18 protein-coding genes and 2 pseudogenes are annotated in these 20,588 nt (G+C 70.6%); 12 read left to right on the top strand and 8 right to left on the bottom strand.

Going from position 1 to position 20,588, the window contains the following annotated elements; all coding sequences use genetic code 11:
* Nucleotides 1-172 precede the first annotated feature (172 nt).
* Both QIT00_RS20050 and QIT00_RS20045 read left to right on the top strand, forming a co-directional pair.
* Nucleotides 173-1,609 (top strand): gamma-aminobutyraldehyde dehydrogenase, encoded by a 1,437-nt coding sequence (locus QIT00_RS20050; protein ID WP_282536693.1) that lies wholly within the window; start codon nt 173-175, stop codon nt 1,607-1,609.
* An 89-nt stretch (nt 1,610-1,698) separates the two neighbouring features.
* Nucleotides 1,699-2,871, top strand: coding sequence for an ABC transporter substrate-binding protein (locus QIT00_RS20045; RefSeq protein WP_282536692.1), 1,173 nt, complete (start codon nt 1,699-1,701; stop codon nt 2,869-2,871).
* 7 nt (nt 2,872-2,878) lie between these two features.
* Here the strand turns inward: QIT00_RS20045 and QIT00_RS20040 are convergent, their stop codons facing one another.
* Nucleotides 2,879-3,793 (bottom strand): ADP-ribosylglycohydrolase family protein, encoded by a 915-nt coding sequence (locus tag QIT00_RS20040; RefSeq protein WP_282536691.1) that lies wholly within the window; start codon nt 3,791-3,793, stop codon nt 2,879-2,881.
* Between QIT00_RS20040 and QIT00_RS20035 the strand changes: the two are divergent.
* Nucleotides 3,705-5,030: pseudogene (locus QIT00_RS20035) on the top strand (RNA-guided endonuclease InsQ/TnpB family protein); the annotation flags it as partial. The gene QIT00_RS20040 and the pseudogene QIT00_RS20035 sit on opposite strands and share 89 nt — an antisense overlap.
* A 318-nt stretch (nt 5,031-5,348) precedes the next feature.
* On the opposite strand, the gene QIT00_RS20030 reads toward QIT00_RS20035, so the two are convergent.
* A complete protein-coding gene (locus QIT00_RS20030; RefSeq protein ID WP_282536690.1) occupies nt 5,349-6,041 on the bottom strand; it encodes a glycerophosphodiester phosphodiesterase in 693 nt (230 codons plus the stop codon).
* 65 nt (nt 6,042-6,106) lie between these two features.
* Nucleotides 6,107-7,184, bottom strand: a pseudogene (locus QIT00_RS20025) (adenosine deaminase).
* Between the two features lie 96 nt (nt 7,185-7,280).
* Here QIT00_RS20025 and QIT00_RS20020 point away from each other — a divergent pair.
* Entirely contained in the window at nt 7,281-8,186 is a 906-nt protein-coding gene (locus tag QIT00_RS20020; protein ID WP_282536688.1) for a DUF4190 domain-containing protein, read from the top strand.
* 63 nt (nt 8,187-8,249) lie between these two features.
* Here the strand turns inward: QIT00_RS20020 and QIT00_RS20015 are convergent, their stop codons facing one another.
* The 3 genes from QIT00_RS20015 to QIT00_RS20005 all read right to left on the bottom strand — a co-directional run bounded on the left by QIT00_RS20015 (nt 8,250) and on the right by QIT00_RS20005 (nt 9,378).
* Nucleotides 8,250-8,375, bottom strand: a complete 126-nt coding sequence (locus QIT00_RS20015; protein WP_282536687.1) for a hypothetical protein — start codon at nt 8,373-8,375, stop codon at nt 8,250-8,252.
* Nucleotides 8,372-8,632, bottom strand: coding sequence for a type II toxin-antitoxin system Phd/YefM family antitoxin (locus tag QIT00_RS20010; RefSeq protein WP_282536686.1), 261 nt, complete (start codon nt 8,630-8,632; stop codon nt 8,372-8,374). Before QIT00_RS20010 ends, QIT00_RS20015 begins: the two co-directional genes overlap by 4 nt.
* 185 nt (nt 8,633-8,817) lie before the next feature.
* On the bottom strand, nt 8,818-9,378 hold the full coding sequence (locus tag QIT00_RS20005) for an NADAR family protein (protein WP_282536685.1): 561 nt from the start codon (nt 9,376-9,378) through the stop codon (nt 8,818-8,820).
* A gap of 178 nt (nt 9,379-9,556) precedes the next feature.
* Here QIT00_RS20005 and QIT00_RS20000 point away from each other — a divergent pair, with 178 nt between their 5' ends.
* From QIT00_RS20000 to QIT00_RS19965, 8 genes are all read left to right on the top strand, one after another.
* Nucleotides 9,557-11,140, top strand: a complete 1,584-nt coding sequence (locus tag QIT00_RS20000) for a gamma-aminobutyraldehyde dehydrogenase (protein WP_282536684.1) — start codon at nt 9,557-9,559, stop codon at nt 11,138-11,140.
* An 86-nt stretch (nt 11,141-11,226) separates the two neighbouring features.
* Nucleotides 11,227-12,477: a polyamine ABC transporter substrate-binding protein gene (locus tag QIT00_RS19995; protein ID WP_282536683.1), complete on the top strand. Its 1,251-nt coding sequence runs from the start codon at nt 11,227-11,229 to the stop codon at nt 12,475-12,477.
* A 45-nt stretch (nt 12,478-12,522) separates the two neighbouring features.
* Complete coding sequence (locus QIT00_RS19990; RefSeq protein ID WP_282536682.1) at nt 12,523-13,692, top strand: ABC transporter ATP-binding protein; 1,170 nt, start codon at nt 12,523-12,525, stop codon at nt 13,690-13,692.
* Complete coding sequence (locus tag QIT00_RS19985; RefSeq protein ID WP_282536681.1) at nt 13,689-14,612, top strand: ABC transporter permease; 924 nt, start codon at nt 13,689-13,691, stop codon at nt 14,610-14,612. The genes QIT00_RS19990 and QIT00_RS19985 overlap by 4 nt, the downstream gene beginning before the upstream one ends.
* The gene (locus QIT00_RS19980) at nt 14,612-15,412 is read left to right on the top strand and encodes an ABC transporter permease (protein ID WP_282536680.1); all 801 of its coding nucleotides are present in this window, start codon (nt 14,612-14,614) and stop codon (nt 15,410-15,412) included. Before QIT00_RS19985 ends, QIT00_RS19980 begins: the two co-directional genes overlap by 1 nt.
* 30 nt (nt 15,413-15,442) lie before the next feature.
* On the top strand, nt 15,443-16,867 hold the full coding sequence (locus QIT00_RS19975; protein WP_282536679.1) for an NAD(P)/FAD-dependent oxidoreductase: 1,425 nt from the start codon (nt 15,443-15,445) through the stop codon (nt 16,865-16,867).
* Nucleotides 16,868-16,982: 115 nt separating this feature from the next.
* Entirely contained in the window at nt 16,983-17,486 is a 504-nt protein-coding gene (locus QIT00_RS19970; RefSeq protein WP_282536678.1) for a hypothetical protein, read from the top strand.
* Complete coding sequence (locus tag QIT00_RS19965) at nt 17,486-18,007, top strand: RNA-guided endonuclease InsQ/TnpB family protein (RefSeq protein ID WP_349017193.1); 522 nt, start codon at nt 17,486-17,488, stop codon at nt 18,005-18,007. Before QIT00_RS19970 ends, QIT00_RS19965 begins: the two co-directional genes overlap by 1 nt.
* A 7-nt stretch (nt 18,008-18,014) precedes the next feature.
* Here QIT00_RS19965 and QIT00_RS19960 read toward each other — a convergent pair whose 3' ends face one another.
* Nucleotides 18,015-18,626 carry a phosphatase PAP2 family protein gene (locus QIT00_RS19960; protein WP_349017192.1) on the bottom strand — a complete coding sequence of 204 codons (612 nt, stop codon included), beginning with the start codon at nt 18,624-18,626 and terminating at the stop codon, nt 18,015-18,017.
* A 362-nt stretch (nt 18,627-18,988) separates the two neighbouring features.
* The gene (gene gabT, locus QIT00_RS19955; RefSeq protein ID WP_282536676.1) at nt 18,989-20,323 is read right to left on the bottom strand and encodes a 4-aminobutyrate--2-oxoglutarate transaminase; all 1,335 of its coding nucleotides are present in this window, start codon (nt 20,321-20,323) and stop codon (nt 18,989-18,991) included.
* Nucleotides 20,324-20,588: the final 265 nt, after the last annotated feature.

Here is a 20,588-nt window from a genome sequence, read left to right as displayed (position 1 = left end):
GTCCTTGGACTCTCAGCCCACTGATTTCGTAGTTGTGGGGCGTTGGGTATGTCGAAAGCGGCGGTGGGGACGTTAGGGTAGGCCTGGGTGTCTCACCCACCGGACATAGGATCCGCTGGGGCCGCTCAAGTCCGAAAGATCCGCTCAAGACCAACCCTCTGAGGAGGCCGCAGTGACCACCGAGCTGCGTCGTCTGCGCAACTACATCGACGGAGAGTTCCGGGACGCCGCGGACGGGCGGACCACCGAGGTGGTCAACCCGGCTACCGGCGAGCCGTACGCCACCGCTCCGCTGTCCGGCCAGGCCGACGTCGATGCCGCCATGGCCGCCGCCGAGAAGGCCTTCCCGGCCTGGCGCGACCTCGTACCCGCCGAGCGCCAGAAGGCGCTGCTGAAGATCGCCGACGCGTTCGAGGAGCGCGCCGAGGACCTGATCGCGGCCGAGTCGGAGAACTGCGGCAAGCCCCTCGGGCTGACCCGCACCGAGGAGATCCCGGCGATGATCGACCAGATCCGGTTCTTCGCGGGCGCCGCCCGGATGCTGGAGGGCCGCTCCGCCGGTGAGTACATGGAGGGCCTGACCTCCATCATCCGCCGCGAGCCGATCGGCGTCTGCGCGCAGGTCGCGCCGTGGAACTACCCGATGATGATGGCCGTCTGGAAGTTCGCCCCGGCGCTCGCCGCGGGCAACACCGTGGTCCTCAAGCCCTCCGACACGACGCCCGCGTCCACGGCCCTGATGGCCGAGATCATCGGCTCGATCGTGCCGAAGGGCGTCTTCAACGTCGTCACCGGCGACCGTGACACCGGCCGCATGATGGTCGAGCACAACACCCCGGCGATGGCCTCCATCACCGGCTCCGTGCGGGCCGGCATGCAGGTCGCCGAGTCCGCGTCCAAGGACCTCAAGCGGGTCCACCTGGAGCTCGGCGGCAAGGCGCCCGTCGTGGTCTTCGAGGACGCCGACATCGCCGCGGCCGTCTCCGGCATCTCCGAGGCGGGCTTCTTCAACGCCGGCCAGGACTGCACCGCCGCCACCCGCGTCCTCGTCCACGAGTCCGTCCACGACGAGTTCGTGACCGCCCTCGCCAAGGCCGCCGCCGACACCAAGACCGGCATGCCCGACGACGAGGACGTCGCGTTCGGCCCGCTCAACAACCCGAACCAGCTCAAGCAGGTCGAGGGCTTCATCGACCGGCTGCCCGCGCACGCCAAGGTCGAGGCGGGCGGCCAGCGCGTCGGCGACAAGGGCTTCTTCTACGCCGCGACGGTGGTCTCCGGCCTCAAGCAGGACGACGAGATCATCCAGAACGAGGTCTTCGGCCCGGTCATCACCGTCCAGTCGTTCCGCGACGAGGACCAGGCCGTGGAGTACGCGAACGGCGTGGAGTACGCCCTCGCCTCCTCGGTGTGGACCAAGGACCACGGGCGCGCCATGCGCATGTCCAAGGTCCTCGACTTCGGCTGCGTCTGGATCAACACCCACATCCCGCTGGTCGCGGAGATGCCGCACGGCGGCTTCAAGAAGTCCGGCTACGGCAAGGACCTCTCGGCGTACGGCTTCGACGACTACACGCGCGTCAAGCACGTGATGACGTCTCTGGGCTGAGCACCGCCGACGATGTGAACCATGGATGCGGCGGGCAGTGGACAAGGTGTCCATTGCCCGCCGCGTCCGCGTCAAGTGAAGCTGTCCGCATGGCTGTTCACTCGCGTCGTACGTTGCTCAAGGGACTCGGCGGCACCGCAGCTCTCGCCGCGCTCAGCGGATGCGGGGTGCCGTCCGCCCGGATCTCCGCCGACCGGCGGGCCGCGCCCGACCGCTCCGCCCGCGACAAGGCGCTGACCTTCGCCAACTGGCCCCTCTACATCGACACCGACGACGACAACGCTTCGCGCCGGCCCACCCTGGACGCGTTCCGGGAACGCACCGGGATCTCCGTCACGTACACCGAGGAGATCAACGACAACGACGAGTTCTTCGGGAAGATCAGCCCCTCCCTGATGAACCACCAGGACACCGGCCGCGACCTCATCGTCATCAGCGACTGGATGTGCGCCCGCTTCGTACGGCTCGGCTGGGTGCAGGAGATGGACCGCTCGCGCCAGCCGAACGTCGACCGGCACCTGGACCCGCTCCTGCGCAACCCGCACTTCGACAAGGGCCGCCGTTCCACCGTGCCCTGGCAGTCCGGGATCACCGGCATCGCGTACAACCGCGAGCAACTCGGCCGTGAGATACGGCGGGTGAGCGATCTGTGGGCGGACGACCTGAAGGGGCGGGTCACCCTGCTCTCCGGGCTCGACGAGGCGTTCGCGCTGCTGATGCAGGGCGACGGCGTCGACATCACACGCTGGACGAACGACGACTTCCACCGGGTCTGCGACCGCGTGGAGAAGCTCGTGAACAGCCGGCACATCCGCCGCTTCACCGGCAACGACTACATCAAGGACCTGGCGAGCGGCGACGTCCTCGCCTGCCAGGCCTACTCCGGGGACGTCATCCAGCTCCAGGCCGACAAGCCGGAGATCGAGTTCGTCGTACCCGAGGAGGGCGCCGAGCTCTGGTCCGAGTCCCTGATGATCCCCAACCTCGCCCGGCACAAGGCCAACGCCGAGAAGCTGGTCGACTACTACTACGAGCCCGAGGTCGCCGCCGAACTCGCCGCCTGGGTCAACTACGTCTGCCCCGTCCCCGCCGCCCGCGACGTCCTCGCCTCCGCCAAGGACGAGGAGACCGCCGCACTCGCCGAGGACCCGCTGATCTTCCCGGACGACGCGATGCGCGCCCGCCTCGCGATCGCCCGCGACATCACGTCCAGGGAACGCCCGGAGCTGGCGAAGCGGTGGAACGGGGTGGCGGGGTTGTGAGCCCGTGTCACCGTCTCACCGGGGGCAGCGGTTCGCGGGCCGCGTGCCAGGTGGGCGGGAGGGCGGTGACGCCCGTGCGGGCCGCGATGACCCCACCCGCGATGGCGCAGGTGGTGTCGATGTCGCCGCGCCCGGCCACGGTGCACCACAGGCCCTCGTGCAGATCGTCGAGGTGCGTGGCCGCACACCACAGGGCGTACGGGACGGTGTCGGGCCCCGACATCCGGTAGCCGGAGCCCAGCACCTCCGCCGCGTGGCGGACCGAGGTGTGCTCCGGCATCCGGGCCGCGATCCGCAGCCCCGACCTGACGTCTCCGACGGGGAGCCGTTCGGCGACGGCCCGCAGGAAGTCGGGGCGCGCCGGGGCCGTACCGCCCCGGCTGCGGGCGGCGAGCGCCGCGGCCACGGCGACCGCCACCGCCCCGGCGACCGCTTCCGGGTGACGGTGCGAGACCGCGCTCTGCCGGGCGGCCTGCTCGGCGACGGCGTCGAGGTCACCGGCGAGCCAGGCACCGAGCGGGGCCACCCGCATGGCCGCGCCGTTGCCCCAGGAACCCTGGCCGCCGAACTGCTCCGCCACCACCTCGCGCCATGACTCGCCCGCACCGATCCGGCGGAGCACGTCGTGCATCGAGGCACCATAGCCCCGGTGCGGGTCGTCGGCGTAGGACTCGGCGAGGTGCCGGGCGAAGCGGTCCTGGTCGATGGTGCCGCCGCTCTCGGCGAGTTCCCGGATGAGCACGAGCGCCTGGGCCGTGTCGTCGCTCCACCGCCACAGCGGCTCCGGGGGCGGGATCCGCGCCTCCAGAGCCGCCGGGCCCTCGCGGCGCAGGATGCCGAACCAGCGGTCGCCGAAGGCGTCGCCGTGGGCGAGACCGGCGAGCGAATCGAGTGCGGGGGCGGGGGCGGGCGAGTCGACCATCGGAGCAGTATCACCGGGCGGTGGCGGACCCGGCACGGAGATTTCGGCCCACCGGCCCCCGTGCCGCGTGGATCAGCGGTTGAACGCCGGAAACGCGAACCGTTGGCCGAGGCTCAGGCCGCTGCCCTTCGCGTACGGGGCCGGGCCCTCGGGGAAGGAGGTGGGTCTCGGCGTTCGGCAGCCGGTATCAGAAGTACCGGTTATCGTGCGTATCGTGAAACTGGTAGCACAGGTCAAGCTGAAGCCAACGCCCATGCAGGCGGCGGCACTTGAGGCGACCTTGCGTTCCTGCAATGGGGCCGCGAACTGGGTGAGCGCGGTCGCCTTCGAGGAGGACACCAGACGTCCGTACGACCTGCGAAAGTTCACCTACGCCGAAATCCGCTCGCGGTGGGGCTTGGGTGCGCAGGCGGCCCAGCATGTCATCAAGAAGACCTGCGATGCGTACGCGGTGCTCAAGGCCAACCTGAAGGCCGGCAATCTTGGCAAGTCGGGTTCGAGGCGCTACTTGAAGGCGGTCGGTAAGCCGATCGCCTTCCGCCCTGAGAGCGCGCAGCCCTATGACGACCGGATGCTGTCCTGGCAGACAGACCAGCAGCGTGTCTCGATCTGGACCGTCCACGGGCGGATCAAGGATGTGGCGTTCACCAGCGGGGCGGAGCAGCTGGCCACCCTCGCGAAGTACCGCAAGGGCGAATCCGACCTGCTGCACCGGGACGGCATGTGGTTCCTGCAGGCCACCTGCGAAATCCCCGAACAGGCCCTCAACGCCGAGGTGGACGACTTCCTCGCCCTGGACCTGGGCATCGTCAACATCGCCACCACCTCTGACGGCGAGATCATGGCTGGGCGGCAGCTCAATAGGGCCCGCGAGCGTGAACGTGCACTGCGGACCAAGCTGCAGAGGAAGAACACTCCGTCGGCCAAGCGCCGGTTGAAGAAGCGCCGCCGCAAGGAGCAACGGCGGGCACGGGACATCAACCACAAGATCGCGAAGCATGTGGTGGCCGAGGCAGAACGCACCGGACGCGGCATCACCCTTGAGGACCTCACGGGCATCCGCGAACGGGTACGGCTGAAAAAGCCCCAACGGGCCACCCTGCACTCCTGGGCGTTCGCCCAACTGGACAACTTCATCGCATACAAGGCCCGCCGTGCAGGCGTACCGGTGGTGCACGTCGATCCGGCGTACACCCCCCGCACCTGCGCCGAATGCGGGCACATGGACAGAGCAAACCGGGTCTCCCAGGCCCGCTTTGTATGTCGGTCCTGCGGATTCGTTGATCACGCAGACCGATGGGGGCACCTCCCGCTCGAGCGAAGCCGAGAGTGGGGGAGGCTCCCGCAACATCCGTGCCAGAGCGTGCGCGATGTGGCGGCGACGCGGGGCGACGTCAACGGCCCCTGTCCCGCAACCGAGAACCGGTCGCGGGACTGGACGCAAGCGCACCGCCACAGCCAGTGGCGCCCGCTGTGCAAGCCCCTCGCCTTAGCGAGGGGTGGTGACCAACTGCCGTACGCCGAGAGGGCCAAGGCGGGAAGGCCTCCGGCGGGATCAGGCGCGGGCAGCCGGGGCGCGCAGGGCGTTCAGGACGTCCACCCGGTTCGTGGTGATCGCGTCCACGCCGAGGTCGAGCAGCCGGCGCATCGAGCGGCGGGTGTCCGGGGTCCAGGCGGAGACGAGCAGGCCGTCCATGTGGATGCGGGCGACCAGGTCCCGACTCAGCAGCCCGAAGCGGTAGTTGAGCCAGCGCGGCCGCAACTCGTAGATGACCGCCGGGCGGACCGGGGCGAGCGTGGTCCAGGTCAGCGCGATCTCCGCCTCCGCGTCGGTCTCGCGCACCCGCGCCATCGTCCACGCGCCCGCGCAGTAGGCGACGCGCTCGGCCGCGCCGCAGTCGTGGACGGTGCCGACGACCGTGCGGACCGCCTGCGCCGAGGCGCCCGGCAGGTCGAGCATCAGGCGCCGGTCGGGCGTGGCGGCGAGGGCCTCGGCGAGCGTGGGCACCCCGCCGCCGGTGAGTCCGCGCAGCTCCGCCGCGGAGAGCTGCGCGAGCGGCCGGTCGTGGCCCCAGAGGCGGTTCAGCGTCTCGTCGTGCAGCAGCACGGGCACGCCGTCGCGTGTCAGCCGTACGTCGATCTCCACGGCGTCCGCGCCCGCGGCGAACGCGCAGCGCAGTGAGGGCAGGGTGTTCTCCCGGGCCCGGTACGGGTCGCCCCGGTGGGCCACGACGGTGAGGGTCTGCATGCGCCCATTGTCACCAACCGTGATCACCGGGGCCAGCCGGGAGACGGCCCAGGAACCCGCGGGCCTTACGGCGCCAGCCAGTTCGCGGTGTACGTGTCGATCTCCGCGGCGAGCTTCGCCTTGCCGCTCTCGTCCAGGAAGGACGCGGTGACGGCGTTCTTGGCGAGCTCCGCGAGGCCCCGCTCGTCCAGGTCGAGGAGGCGGGCGGCGACCCCGTACTCGTTGTTCAGGTCCGTGCCGAACATCGGCGGGTCGTCGGAGTTGATGGTGACGGGCACCCCGGCCGCGACCATCTGCTTCACCGGGTGCTCGTCCAGGTCGAGTACCGCGCGGGTCGCGATGTTCGACGTGGGGCAGACCTCAAGCGGGATGCGGTGCTCGGCGAGGTGGCGGAGCAGTGCCGGGTCCTGGGCGGAGGTCGTACCGTGCCCGATGCGCTCGGCGCGCAGCTCGACCAGCGCGTCCCAGACGGTCTGCGGCCCGGTGGTCTCGCCCGCGTGCGGCACGCTGCGCAGGCCCGCGGCGATCGCACGGTCGAAGTACGGCTTGAACTGCGGGCGCGGTACGCCGATCTCGGGGCCGCCGAGGCCGAACGACACCAGGCCCTCGGGCCGCAGCCGGTCGTCGGTGGCGAGCCGGGTGGTCTCCTCGGCGGCTTCGAGTCCGGCCTCGCCGGGGATGTCGAAGCACCAGCGCAGGACGGTCCCGAACTCGGTCTCGGCGGCCTTGCGGGCGTCCTCGATCGCCTCCATGAACGCCCGCTCGTCGATGCCGCGCCGGGTGGAGCTGAACGGCGTGATGGTCAGCTCGGCGTACCGGATCTGCTGGCGCGCCATGTCACGGGCCACCTCGTACGTGAGCAGCCGGACGTCCTCGGGGGTGCGGATCAGGTCGACCACCGACAGGTACACGGTGATGAAGTGCGCGAAGTCCGTGAACGTGAAGTAGTCGGCGAGCGCCTCCGGGTCGGTGGGGACCTTGGAGTCGGGGTGCCGGGCGGCGAGTTCGGCGACGATGCGCGGGGAGGCGGAGCCGACGTGGTGGACGTGCAGTTCGGCCTTGGGCAGACCGGCGATGAAGGCGGGCAGATCGGACATCGGGTTTCCTCCCCGGAGCGGCGCCCTCTCAGGGGGCGCGGATGATCGGCTGATCGGTGGATCGGGGATCATCGTAAGAGGCCGCCCGCTCGGCGGGTCCTGGGCCTTAGCATGACCGAACGTACGAATGAGGGGATCGCCCATGTCCGACGAAGCACGGCAGACCCCGGGCGAGCCCGTGTCGCGCGACCCGTGGGCGCCGCCGACGGCCGAGGGGGCGCAGCCTGCGGCCGAGGGGGCGCAGCCTGCGGACGCCACGCAGCCCGCGCAACCCGCCCAGCCTGCGGATGCCGCGCCGGAAGTCTCGCTCGGCAAGCCGGAAGTGTCGCTCGGCAAGAAGGAACCCGCGCCCGAAGCAGAGGCTCGGGACCCGTGGGCGCCGCCCGCGGACGGCGCCGGGCGCGGGGGCTCGGTGCACGACCAGAACACGGTGGCGTCGATGCCGGGTGCGGGTCAGGACGGCACCCCGGTGCCCCCGACCGCACCGGCCGACCCGTGGCAGAGCCCCGCGGCTCAGCCGACCGCGCCCGGGTACGGCTACCCGGCGGGCGGTGACGCGGTGCCTCCGCCGCCGGTCTCGCCCGACGGACCGGCCGCCCAGGCCGCGTTGCCGTACGCGGCGCCCGGCGCGGGTCAGCCCGGTTACCCGGGCTATCCGGGGTACTCCGGCTCCGCCGGGTACGGCTGGTCGCAGATGCCGGTGCAGCCGAGCAACGGCATGGGCGTGACGTCCCTCGTCCTCGGCATCATCGCCGCGGCGATCTTCTGCTTCTGGCCGCTGGCGATCATCCTCGGCATCCTCGCGATCATCTTCGGCGCGATCGGCCGCGGGAAGGCGGCCCGCGGTGAGGCCACCAACCCGGGTCAGGCCCTGGCCGGTCTGATCTGCGGCATCGTCGGCGTGGTGCTCGGCGTGGTGTTCCTGGTCGTGGTGATCGTCGCGGCGGCGAACGACTCGTCCGACGATCCCTATCCGTACGACGGGATCTCGGCGTCCCAGGTGCAGGGGCAGGTGCAGGTGCTGGTGCAGGACGTGCGCGTGGGCTGAGGGTACGTCGCCAAGTTCCGTTCCGGGGGCCGGAGTTCACTCGAACTCCGGCCCCCGGTCTGTTCAGCGGGGGTCCCTGGCGAGTTGGTCCACTCCGGCAAAGACCTGACGGACGCCGTCCGGATCGTCCTTGGCGAAACGCTCGGCCTGCGCCAGTGCCTCTGGTTCCCAGATGACCTGGTACGTCATGCTCCGCCCTCGCCGAAGATCCGGCGGAGGGCTTCATCGTGCGGCACGCCGGCGGACTCGCCGCGGGCCTGGCGTTCCCGGTAGGCGGCCAGTGCTCTCATTTCCTCGAGCTCCAGAGCGTCGGCCGGGCTGACCAGTATGGCGACGGTCTGTCCATGGTCGGTGATGGCCACGGGCTGCCGGGTTGCGCTGACCTCACGCGCAATGGCCCCGAGCCTGGCGCGTGCTTCCACGATTGAGTACGCCGACTCCGTCATGCACACCAGCGTATGGAAGTGTGCACTCTTCCGCTGAGGGCAGGGGCGGCCTGAACCCCCGTTTCGGGGGCCGGGCCCCCGTTCGAGGCCGTTGTTCGGCTGCGGCGCCGTCGTGGCCGGTCGCGCCCCGCGGCGGAGCCGCAAGTGTCACAGCCCCCTGCCCCGGTCGGGGCCCACCCGCGCCCTCACCCCCGCAACCGCCCCCGCGCCTCCATCAACGCGAAGCCCAGGAGGTTGGCGCCGCGCCAGCGGGGTGGGTCCTCGGCTCGGGGGTCGTCCGCTGCCAGGCCTATGCCCCAAATGCGGTCGACCGGGCTGGCCTCCACCAGGACGCGTTCGCCCGTCCCCACGAGGAAGGCCCGCAGGTCCTCGTGGGCCGCGAACTTGTGGACGCTGCCCTCGACGACGATGCCGAACCGCTCGCGCCGCCACAGCTGTTCGTCGAAGCCGCGGACCAGGCGGCCCGCCTTCTTGGCCGCGGCGGGCGAGGTCGCCGTGATCGCCTTCCGCTCGGCCTCCGCGTCGTCGAAGAGGCGGGCCTTCGCGGCCATCATCCAGTGCTCCGCCGTCGCGTACCGCACGCCGTCCACCGTGAACGGCGCAGGCCACCACTGGCTGAGGCAACTCGCCCCGATCCGGCCGTCCTTGCGCGGTGCGTGACCCCAGAAGGTCAGGAACTTCACGCGCTCGCCGCGCGCGATCCGCTCCGTCAGTGCCGCAATCGCCTGCGTGTTCCCCTCGCTCATACATGCGAGTCTGTCAGGCGCCACTGACAATCCGTCCTTGGATTTTCGGGGCGACTCGACACCTGGTCGACCGATTCCGTCGCGTAATCAAAAGGAAACAACGGAATCCCTTGGCCAGATGACGCCTCTCTGTCAGGATCGGCAGTCAATTCGAGCTGGAGCTACGGAAGAGCGCGTGATGGGCAACAGCAGCAGCGACATCAGCAGCGACATCAACAGCGACATCAGCAACACCCGCCAGAGCGAAACCCCCTTCCCCGCGCACGACCGCTTCGCGGGCGGCGCCCAGTACATCGGCGGGCGGCTCACCCCCGGCACCTCGGGCCGCAGGCACACCGTGGTCGACCCGGCCACCGGCAAGGAGGTGTACGACTACGAGCTCGCCGGCACCGCCGACGTGGACGCCGCCGTCGCCTCGGCCGCCGCGGCCTTCCCCGGCTGGTCCGGCGCCACCCCCGGCGAGCGCTCCGACGCCCTGCACCGCTTCGCGGGCGTCCTGGCCGAGCGCGCCGAGGAGTTCGCGCGGGCCGAGTCGCTGCAGTGCGGCAAGCCGATCAAGCTCAGCCGGGAGTTTGACGTCCCCGGCACCGTGGACAACGCCGCGTTCTTCGCGGGCGCGGCCCGGCACCTGGCGGGCCAGTCCGCGGGGGAGTACTCCGCCGACCACACCTCGTACGTCCGCAGGGAAGCCATCGGCGTCGTCGGGTCCATCGCGCCCTGGAACTATCCGCTCCAGATGGCCGCCTGGAAGGTGCTCCCGGCGATCGCGGCGGGCAACACGATCGTCCTGAAGCCCGCCGAACTCACCCCGTTCACCTCGCTGCTGTTCGCCCAGGCCGCCACGGAAGCGGGCATTCCGGACGGCGTGGTGAACATCGTCAGCGGGGCCGGGCGGGACGCCGGTGAGCACCTCGTCGGGCACCCGGACGTCGCGATGACCTCCTTCACCGGGTCGACCGCCGTCGGCAAGCGCGTCGCCGAGATCGCCACCAGCACCGTCAAGCGGCTGCACCTCGAACTCGGCGGCAAGGCCCCGTTCGTGGTCTTCGACGACGCCGACCTGGAGGCCGCCGTGCACGGCGCGGTCGCCGGGGCCCTGATCAACACCGGCCAGGACTGCACCGCCGCCACCCGGGCCTACGTCCAGCGGCCGCTGTACGACGCCTTCGTGAGCGGCGTCGCCGACCTCATGGAGACCGTCCGGCTCGGCGACCCCTTCGACGAGTCCACCGACCTCGGCCCGCTGATCTCGCACGCCCAGCGCGACCGCGTCGCCGCCTTCGTCGACCGGGCCCGCGGCTACGCCCGGATCGTCACCGGCGGCGAGGCACCGAAGAATGACGGCCTGGGCGAGGGCGCGTACTACCGGCCCACCCTCATCGCCGACGCCGCGCAGGACAGCGAGGCCGTGCAGTCCGAGATCTTCGGGCCCGTCCTCGTCGTGCTGCCCTTCGACTCCGACGAGGAGGGCATCCGGCTGGCCAACGACACCCCGTACGGACTCGCCGCCTCCGCCTGGACCCGGGACGTGTTCCGGGCGGGCCTCGCGACCCGCGCCATCAAGGCGGGCTGCGTGTGGATCAACGACCACATCCCGATCCTCAGCGAGATGCCGCACGGCGGTTACAAGGCCTCCGGCTTCGGCAAGGACATGTCCGCGTACTCCTTCGAGGAGTACACGCAGATCAAGCACGTGATGTACGACAACACCGCGGTCGCCAGGAAGGACTGGCACCGGACGGTCTTCGGGGACCGCGCCTGACCACCGTCCCCCTTCCCGCGCGGCGGCCGGCATCCCCCTCCGGCCGCCGCGCCCTCCCCTCAGGCCACCGAAAGGGCACCAAGCGTATGGAGCAGTACGAGCCCGACAGCCTCTCCCCGGTGCAGCGGGCGGCGATGCCGCGCGGCATGGCGAACGGCAGGGCCGCCCTCAGCCGGCGCGGACTGCTGCGCGCCGGCGGCGGCGGTGCGCTCGCCCTCGGCGGCCTCGGCACCCTCTCCGGCTGCGGCATCCCGCCCGCCGCGCAGAGCCAGGGCGGCAGCGGGGCCGAGGACTTCTCGGACAAGGAGAAGCGCGTCAACTTCTCCAACTGGACGCAGTACATCGACGTCGCCGAGAACGACAAGAGCCGCCGCCCCACCCTGGAGGCGTTCACCAAGCGGACCGGCATCGAGGTCGAGTACGCCGAGGACGTCAACGACAACAACGAGTTCTTCGGCAAGATCAAGCCGCAGCTCGCGGCCGGCCAGGACACCGGGCGCGACCTGATCTGCGTCACCGAGTGGCTCGCCGCCCGGCTGATCCGCTTCGGCTGGGTGCAGAAGCTCGACCCGGCGAACCTTCCGCACGCGTACGCCAACCTGGCCCCGCAGTTCCGGGACGTGGAGTGGGACCCGGGCCGGGCCTACAGCTACCCGTGGGCCGGCATCGCCGTGGTCGTCGCGTACAACGTCAAGGCCACCGGAGGCCGCGAGGTCACCTCGGTCTCGCAGCTGCTCGACGACCCGAAGCTCAAGGGGAAGGTCGGCATCCTCTCCGAGATGCGCGACACCATGGGCATGACCATGCTCGACATGGGCAAGGACCCGGCGAAGTTCACCACGGACGACTTCGACGCGGCCGCCGCCCGGCTGCAGAAGGCCGTCGACAAGCGCCAGATCCGCCGCTTCACCGGCAACGACTACACCTCCGACCTGACCAAGGGCGATCTCGCCGCCTGCCTCGCCTGGGCCGGAGACATCGTCCAGCTCCAGGCCGACAACCCGGACGTCAGGTTCCACATCCCGGACAGCGGCTACATCACCAGCACCGACGTCCTCCTCGTCCCCAACAAGGCGCGGCACAAGAAGAACGCGGAACGGCTGATCGACCACTACTACCAGCCCGCGATCGCCGCGGAGCTCGCCGCGTGGATCAACTACGTCTGCCCGGTCGACGGAGTGAAGGAAGAGCTCGCCAAGATCTCCGAGGAGGCGGCGAACGACCCGCTGATCGTCCCGGACAAGGAGATGTCCGAGAAGTCGAACTCCTTCCGCGCGCTCAGCCCGAAGGAAGAGACCGCGTACGAGGCCAAGTTCGCCAAGCTCACCGGCGCGTGACCGTACCCGAGGCCCTGCAACTCTCCGACTTCTCCGGTAGGAACCATGACTGACGACACGACGCGCGGCGACGTCCGCCTCTCCGGCATCGGCAAGACCTACGGCGCGTTCACCGCCGTGCACCCGCTCGACCTGACCATCCCCGAGGGCTCGTTCTTCGCGCTCCTCGGCGCCTCCGGCTGCGGCAAGACCACAACTCTCCGCATGATCGCGGGACTTGAGGAACCGACGTCCGGCACGGTCCACCTCGGCGAGCAGGACGTCACCGCGCTGCCCCCGTACAAGCGCCCGGTGAACACCGTCTTCCAGTCGTACGCGCTCTTCCCGCACCTCGACATCCACGAGAACGTCGCCTTCGGTCTGCGCCGGCGCGGCATCAAGTCGGTGAAGAAGCAGGTCGCCGAGATGCTGGACCTGGTCCAGCTCGGCGACAAGGCGAAGCACAAGCCGCACCAGCTCTCCGGTGGCCAGCAGCAGCGCGTCGCCGTGGCCCGCGCCCTGATCAACCACCCGCGCGTGCTCCTCCTCGACGAGCCGCTCGGCGCCCTCGACCTCAAGCTGCGCCGCCAGATGCAGCTGGAGCTGAAGCGCATCCAGACCGAGGTCGGCATCACCTTCGTGCACGTCACCCACGACCAGGAGGAGGCCATGACGATGGCCGACCAGGTCGCCGTGATGAACGCGGGCCGGGTCGAGCAACTGGGCGCCCCCGCCGACCTGTACGAGAACCCGCGGACCACGTTCGTCGCCAACTTCCTCGGCAGCTCCAACCTGATCGAGGCGGAGATCGCCGCTTCGAGCGGTGACACGCTCGCCCTCAGGGCCGGGGACGGCAAGCTGTCCCTGCCGGCCGCGCGCTGTTCCGCCCCGACCGGCACGGGGGAGAAGGTCCTGGTCGGCATCCGCCCGGAGAAGATCTCGCTCGCGCACGCCGACGACGCGGGGGAGATCCCGGACGGCCGCAACCGCCTCACCGGTCGCGTGACCGCCGCGAGTTTCATCGGCGTCTCCACGCAGTACGTCATCGACTCCCCGGTCTGCGAGGGCCTGGAGGTGTACGTGCAGAACGTCGAGCGCGACGGCCGTCTCGCCCCCGGCGCCGAGGTCGTCCTGCACTGGAACCCCGAGCACACCTTCGGCCTCGACGCCGCGCAGGCCATCGACGCGGGCGTCGAGAAGGTCGAGACGGACTCCGGCGAAGGGGCGGGCGCATGACCACGCTCACCGAGGCGCCGCCCGCCGCCCCCGAACCCACGGCCACAAAGGCCCGCAGCCGCCGCAAGCTCACCCCGTACTGGCTGCTGCTCCCCGGCATCCTCTGGCTGCTCGTCTTCTTCGCGCTGCCGATGGTCTACCAGGCCTCGACCTCCGTGCAGACCGGGTCGCTTGAGGCCGGGTACAAGGTCACCTGGCACTTCGCGACGTACTGGAACGCGATCGCCGAGTACTGGCCGCAGTTCCTCACGTCGATCCTGTACGCGGGCCTCGCCACCCTCTTCTGCCTGCTGCTCGGCTATCCCCTCGCGTATCTGATCGCGTTCCGGGCGGGACGCTGGCGGGGGCTCGTGCTGATCCTGGTGATCGCGCCGTTCTTCACCAGCTTCCTGATCCGCACGCTCGCCTGGAAGACGATCCTCGCCGACGGCGGGCCGGTCGTCGGCGTCCTCAACTCGCTGCACATCCTGGACGTCACCAGCTGGCTCGGCATGACCGAGGGCGACCGGGTGCTCGCCACACCGCTCGCCGTGGTCTGCGGACTCACGTACAACTTCCTGCCGTTCATGGTCCTGCCGCTCTACACGTCGCTCGAACGGATCGACCCGCGCCTGCACGAGGCGGCCGGCGACCTGTACGCCAAGCCCGCCACCACTTTCCGGCGCGTCACGTTCCCGCTGTCCATGCCGGGCGTGGTCTCGGGCACGCTGCTCACCTTCATCCCGGCCAGCGGCGACTACGTCAACGCCCAACTCCTCGGCTCCACCAGCGAGAAGATGATCGGCAACGTCATCCAGTCGCAGTTCCTCACCGTCCTCGACTACCCGACGGCGGCCGCGCTCTCCTTCATCCTCATGGCGGCGATCCTCCTGATGGTCACCTTCTACATCCGCAAGTCCGGGACGGAGGATCTGGTCTGATGGCACTCCTGGTGTGGATACGACGCCATCTCGTCGTCCTCGCGGGCCTGTTGGCGCTCGGCTTCCTGATCCTGCCCAACCTCGTCGTCCTGGTCTTCTCCTTCAACAAGCCCAAGGGCCGCTTCAACTACGCCTGGCAGGAGTTCTCCACGCACGCCTGGCAGGACCCCTGCGGCGTCGCCGACCTGTGCGGTTCACTCGCGCTCTCGCTGCAGATCGCGCTCTGGGCGACGGTCGGCGCGACCGCGCTCGGCACGATGATCGCCTTCGCCCTGGTCCGCTACCGCTTCCGGGCGCGCGGCGCCATCAACTCGCTGATCTTCCTGCCGATGGCGATGCCCGAGGTCGTCATGGCCGCCTCGCTGCTCACGCTCTTCCTCAACATGGGCGCGCAGCTCGGCTTCTGGACCATCCTCATCGCGCACATCATGTTCTGCCTGAGCTTCGTCGTGACGGCGGTCAAGGCCCGTGTGATGTCGATGGACCCGCGCCTGGAGGAGGCCGCGCGGGACCTGTACGCGGGGCCGGTGCAGACCTTCGTACGGGTGACGCTGCCGATCGCGGCGCCCGGGATCGCGGCGGGCGGGCTGCTCGCCTTCGCGCTCTCCTTCGACGACTTCATCATCACCAACTTCAACGCCGGCTCGACCGTGACCTTCCCGATGTTCGTCTGGGGCTCGGCGCAGCGCGGCACCCCCGTGCAGATCAACGTCATCGGTACGGCGATGTTCGCCGTGGCCGTGATCTGCGTCCTGGCCGGAATGCTCATCGGCAACCGGCGCAAGAAGCAAGCTGCTTGACTCGTGTAGTTCTCAAGGGAGTTGGAAGCCATGGCCCGTAGCGCCATGAGCAGTGCAGAAGTCCTGGACACCCTCGCGGGCGTCAAGCCGGTCCCGTACTGGCTGGACGACCCCGCGAGGCCGGCCGCCGAGCCCGCCCTGACCGGCGGCGAGCGGTGCGACCTCCTCGTCGTCGGCGGCGGCTACAGCGGACTGTGGACCGCCCTCATCGCCAAGGAGCGCGACCCCGACCGCGAGGTCGTCCTGATCGAGGCCCGCGAGGTCGGCTGGGCAGCCTCCGGGCGCAACGGCGGCTTCTGTGCCGCCTCCCTCACCCACGGCTTCCCCAACGGCCTGGCCCGCTGGCCCGGCGAGCTGGCGAAGCTGGAGGAGCTCGGCGCCCGCAACCTGGACGAGATCGAGGCGGCGCTCGACCGGCACGGCATCGACTGCGACTTCGAGCGCACCGGCGAGATCGACGTCGCCACCGAGCCGCACCAGGCCGAGGAACTCGCCGAGCTGTACGGCGAGATGAGCCGCCTCGGCCTCGCGGACGGCGTCGAACTCCTCGACGAGGCGGCCGTCCGCGACCAGGTCGACTCGCCGACCTTCCGCGGCGGCCTGTACGACCGCGCGGGCGTGGCGCTCCTGAACCCGGCCAAGCTGGCCTGGGGCCTCAAGCGCGCCTGCCTCGACCTCGGCGTCCGCGTCCACGAGAACACCCCGGCCACCGAGCTTGTCCGGCACGGCGCGGGCATGGCCGTGCGCACCCCGTACGGCCGGGTCCTGGCCCACCGGGTCGCGCTCGCCACGAACGTCTTCCCGTCCCTGGTCAAGCGCATCCGCCCACTCACGGTCCCGGTCTACGACTACGCCCTGACCACCGAGCCGCTCACCCCGGACCAGCTCGACGCGATCGGCTGGAAGAACCGCCAGGGCCTCGGCGACGCGGCCAACCAGTTCCACTACTTCCGGCTCACCGCCGACCACCGCATCCTGTGGGGCGGCTACGACGCGATCTACCCGTACGGCGGGAAGCTCGACGCCGAACTCGACCACAGGCCCGAGACGTACGCCCGGCTCGCGGACCACTTCTTCGACTGCTTCCCGCAGTTGGCGGGGACCCGCTTCAGCCACGCCTGGGGCGGCGCCATTGACACGTGTTCCCGCTTCTCGGCGTTCTTCGGTACGGCGCATCAGGGGCGGGTGGCGTACGCGGCGGGCTACACCGGGCTCGGCGTGGGCGCCACGCGGTTCGGCGCTGACGTGATGCTCGACCTGCTCGCGGGCGAGCGCACGGAGCGCACGTCCCTGGAGATGGTGCGGACGAAACCGCTGCCGTTCCCGCCCGAGCCGTTCGCCTGGGCCGGGATCGGCCTCACCAAGTGGTCGCTCGCCCGCGCCGACTCGCACGGCGGCCGCCGCAACGTCTGGCTGCGCACGCTCGACCGGCTCGGGCTCGGCTTCGACAGCTGACCGCGACCGCTGTCGACAACTTTTCGAAAAACCCGCGCCAACCCGCGTAAGGGCGGCGGCGCAGCGGCCTCTCTCTCGTGACACGCATCGTGCGCAACGAGAGGGAGGCCCTGCCATGACGGGACCACGACCAGGACCAAGAGCAGGACCAGGACCAGCGGCGAAGTCGGTGGTGGAGTGGCTGGTGTCGGTGGCACCGAATCCCGAGGCGTGCCGCTGGGAGTGGGAGCGGAACCCCCTCGGGGTGGCGCTGCTCCCTGCGGGCAGGCTCTGGGACGTGCTGATCCTGCCGGGGGAGCTCGGCCATCCGACCCTCGACGTGCTGAATCGTTGCCTCGACCGCCCCGGCCCCGTGCTCGCCGACTTCGGCGACGCCCGGACGGGCTTCTTCGTGCCCGCGGGCACGGTGGGCCGCTGGATCGGCACGGGGGTACGGGGCGCGGGCGACGGCACCTGGATCGTCGTGCCGTACCCCGGCCGGGCCACCGGCGGGGTGCGCTGGCTGATCCCGCCGGACGGCTCGGGCACGCTCACCGACCCGGCCCTCCTCGAACTCGCCATGCACGAGGCGGCGGCCGAGCTGGCGAGGCAGGACGGGGATGACGGGCAGGCGTCGTGATGCTCAATTCGCCGTCCACGAGGTTGATCCGCGAGAACCAAGCGATCGCCGTGGAGGACCTGGCAGTCAAGGGACTGGCGCGCACGAGGCTGGCGAAGAGTGTGCACGATGCGGGGTGGGGGCAGTTCGTGGCCATGCTCGTCTACAAGGCTGAACGTTACGGACGCACCCTGATCAAGATCGGCCGGTTCGAGCCAACCAGTCAGACATGTTCGTACTGCGGTCATGTGGACGGGCCCAAACCCCTCCACGTCCGCGAATGGACCTGCCCCGCCTGCGGAACCCACCTGGACCGTGACGCCAATTCCGCACGCAACGTGAAAAAGGCCGCCGGACTGGCGGTGTCAGCCTGTGGAGCGCAGGTAAGACCAAAGCTGTTCTGGCGCAGCGCAATGGGGAAGGAAGCCATGGATTCCTTCCCCAAGCCACTGCCGCGTAGCGGCGCGCAGGCTTCGGGAGGGAAGGCCGGAATCCCCGGGCTGCAGTCTGAGGAGCAAGTCAAACCCGGCTCGCCGACGTGAGGCTCGGCTAATTCTCCTCGGCGGGACCTGCGCCCCACCGCCCCGCGAGCGTCATGGCGACGAGGAGCAGGCCGCCGAGGAGCCAGCTCGCGACGGCGTCGAGCGGCCAGTGGTAGCCGCGCCGCACCAGGCCGAAGCCGCACGCGGCCACCAACAGGCCGCAGCCGACGGCGAGTCCGCGGCGCGGCAGGGGCGAGCGCAGCCAGGGTCGTACGAGCAGGGCGGCGGCCCCGTACGCGACGATCGCGGTGGCCGCGTGCCCCGAGGGGTAGAAGCCGGCGGAGTCCGAGCCGGACATGCCGGGCGGCCCTGGGCGTGCGAAGAGCGCCTTGAGGGGCCCGACGAGGAGCGGGACGGCCGCCAGGGCGAGCGCGGCGCACAGCGGGCCGAGCCACCAGCGGGCCTCGGCCGCACGCCGGGCGCGCACCGCCGCGTAGAGCGCGGCCACGGCGAGGACCACGGGCGCGACCGTCAAGTTGCCGAGATCGGCGAGGAGTTCGGCCGCGCCGTCCGGGAACCCGCTGTGCCGGACGAGGCGCCCGAGCCGTTCGTCGGCCTCGCGCAGCGGTCCGTACGCGGCGACCTGCCAACTGATCAGGGCGAAGCCGAGGCCCAACACGGCCAGGACGGCGAGGAGTCGCGGGAAAGGGGTCGGCCGCCCCGGAACAGGGGGGGTGGTTCCGGGACGGCCGTGGGGACCGGTGTGCCGCACGCCCCGGGGGGTTTGGGGCGGGCGGCTGTCCGATCGGTGAGGATTTCCGGAGTCAGAACCTCCGGCGGTGTGCGCAAGGGCACGACCGGGGCGGAGCTGGGGACGCTCCGACCCGGTGTCGCCCGCAGTCTCCTGCGAGCGGGGTGTTTCTCTCATCTGCCTAGAACGTACGGCAGAGGGGAGTGGCTCCGACAGGTGGCCGGGCATCCCGCCACCCGCCTCCCACACCTTCTTCACAGCCCCTGCCGTGGCCCGTGCGTCAGGCGGTCTCAGATCTGCGCGAACGCCTGCTCGATGATGTCGAGGCCCTCGTTCAGCAGGTCCTCGCCGATGACCAGCGGCGGCAGGAAACGCAGCACGTTGCCGTAGGTGCCGCAGGTCAGGACGAGCAGGCCCTCGGCGTGGCAGGCCTTGGCGAGCGCGCCGGCGGCCTCGGGGTTCGGCTCCTTGGTCCCCTGGTCCTTCACCAGCTCGACGGCGATCATGGCGCCGCGGCCACGGATGTCGCCGATGATCTGGAACTTCTCCTGCATCGCGGCGAGGCGGCCCTTCATGACCTCCTCGATGCGCTTGGCCTTGCCGTTGAGGTCCAGCTCCTTCATCGTCTCGATGGAGCCGAGCGCGCCCGCGCAGGCGACCGGGTTGCCGCCGTAGGTGCCGCCGAGGCCGCCCGCGTGCGCGGAGTCCATGATCTCGGCGCGGCCCGTGACGGCGGCGAGCGGAAGGCCGCCGGCGATGCCCTTGGCCGTCGTGATCAGGTCGGGGACGATGCCCTCGTCCTCACAGGCGAACCACTGGCCGGTACGGCAGAAGCCGGACTGGATCTCGTCCGCGACGAAGACGATGCCGTTGTCGCCTGCGAACTTCACGATCTCGGGCAGGAAGCCCTTGGCCGGCTCGATGAAGCCGCCCTCGCCGAGCACCGGCTCGATGATGATCGCGGCGACGTTCTCGGCGCCGATCTGCTTGGTGATCTGGTCGATGGCCTGCGCGGCGGCCTCGGGGCCGCAGTTCTCCGGGCCGGTCGGCCAGCGGTAGCCGTACGCCACGGGCACGCGGTAGACCTCGGGCGCGAACGGGCCGAAGCCGTGCTTGTACGGCATGTTCTTGCTGGTCAGCGCCATGGTCAGGTTGGTGCGGCCGTGGTAGCCGTGGTCGAAGACGACGACGGCCTGGCGCTTGGTGTGCGCACGGGCGATCTTCACGGCGTTCTCGACGGCCTCGGCGCCGGAGTTGAACAGCGCGGACTTCTTGGCGTGGTCGCCCGGCGTCAGCTCGGCGAGGGCCTCGGCGACCTCGACGTACCCCTCGTACGGCGTCACCATGAAGCAGGTGTGGGTGAAGTCGGCGAGCTGCGCGGAGGCGCGGCGCACGACGGCCTCGGCGGAGGCGCCGACGGAGGTCACGGCGATGCCGGAGCCGAAGTCGATCAGGCGGTTGCCGTCGACGTCCTCGATGACGCCGCCACCCGCGCGCGCCGTGAACACCGGAAGCACGGAGCCCACGCCACCGGCGACCACGGACGTACGGCGAGCCTGCAGCTCCTGCGACTTGGGGCCGGGGATCGCGGTGACGAGGCGGCGCTCCTGCGGAATGGCGGTCATAAGGGGCTCCCGGGGCGAATGTGGGGGTGTGCGGACGCTTGCTCTTTCTGCGCAGGCTAGGCGCGGTCACCGGGAGCGGGCATGTTCCGTTCGGGAGAAGTACGCGGACGGGGTTGTCCGTGACGGATATGGCGCCCGGCCGCGTACGCGATCAGCGGCGGTCCCGCGCGGCGGTCCCGCGCGGCGGTCCCGTGCGGCGGTCCCGCGCGGCGGTCCCGCGCGGTGGCCGGAGAACGCCGAACAGGCCGCCGCTGCCACTAGATTG

This window comes from Streptomyces luteolus (assembly GCF_029968015.1).
Classification (GTDB): domain Bacteria; phylum Actinomycetota; class Actinomycetes; order Streptomycetales; family Streptomycetaceae; genus Streptomyces; species Streptomyces luteolus.
Note: the sequence above shows the minus strand (reverse complement) of the source record. Positions and strands in the feature narration are given on the sequence as shown.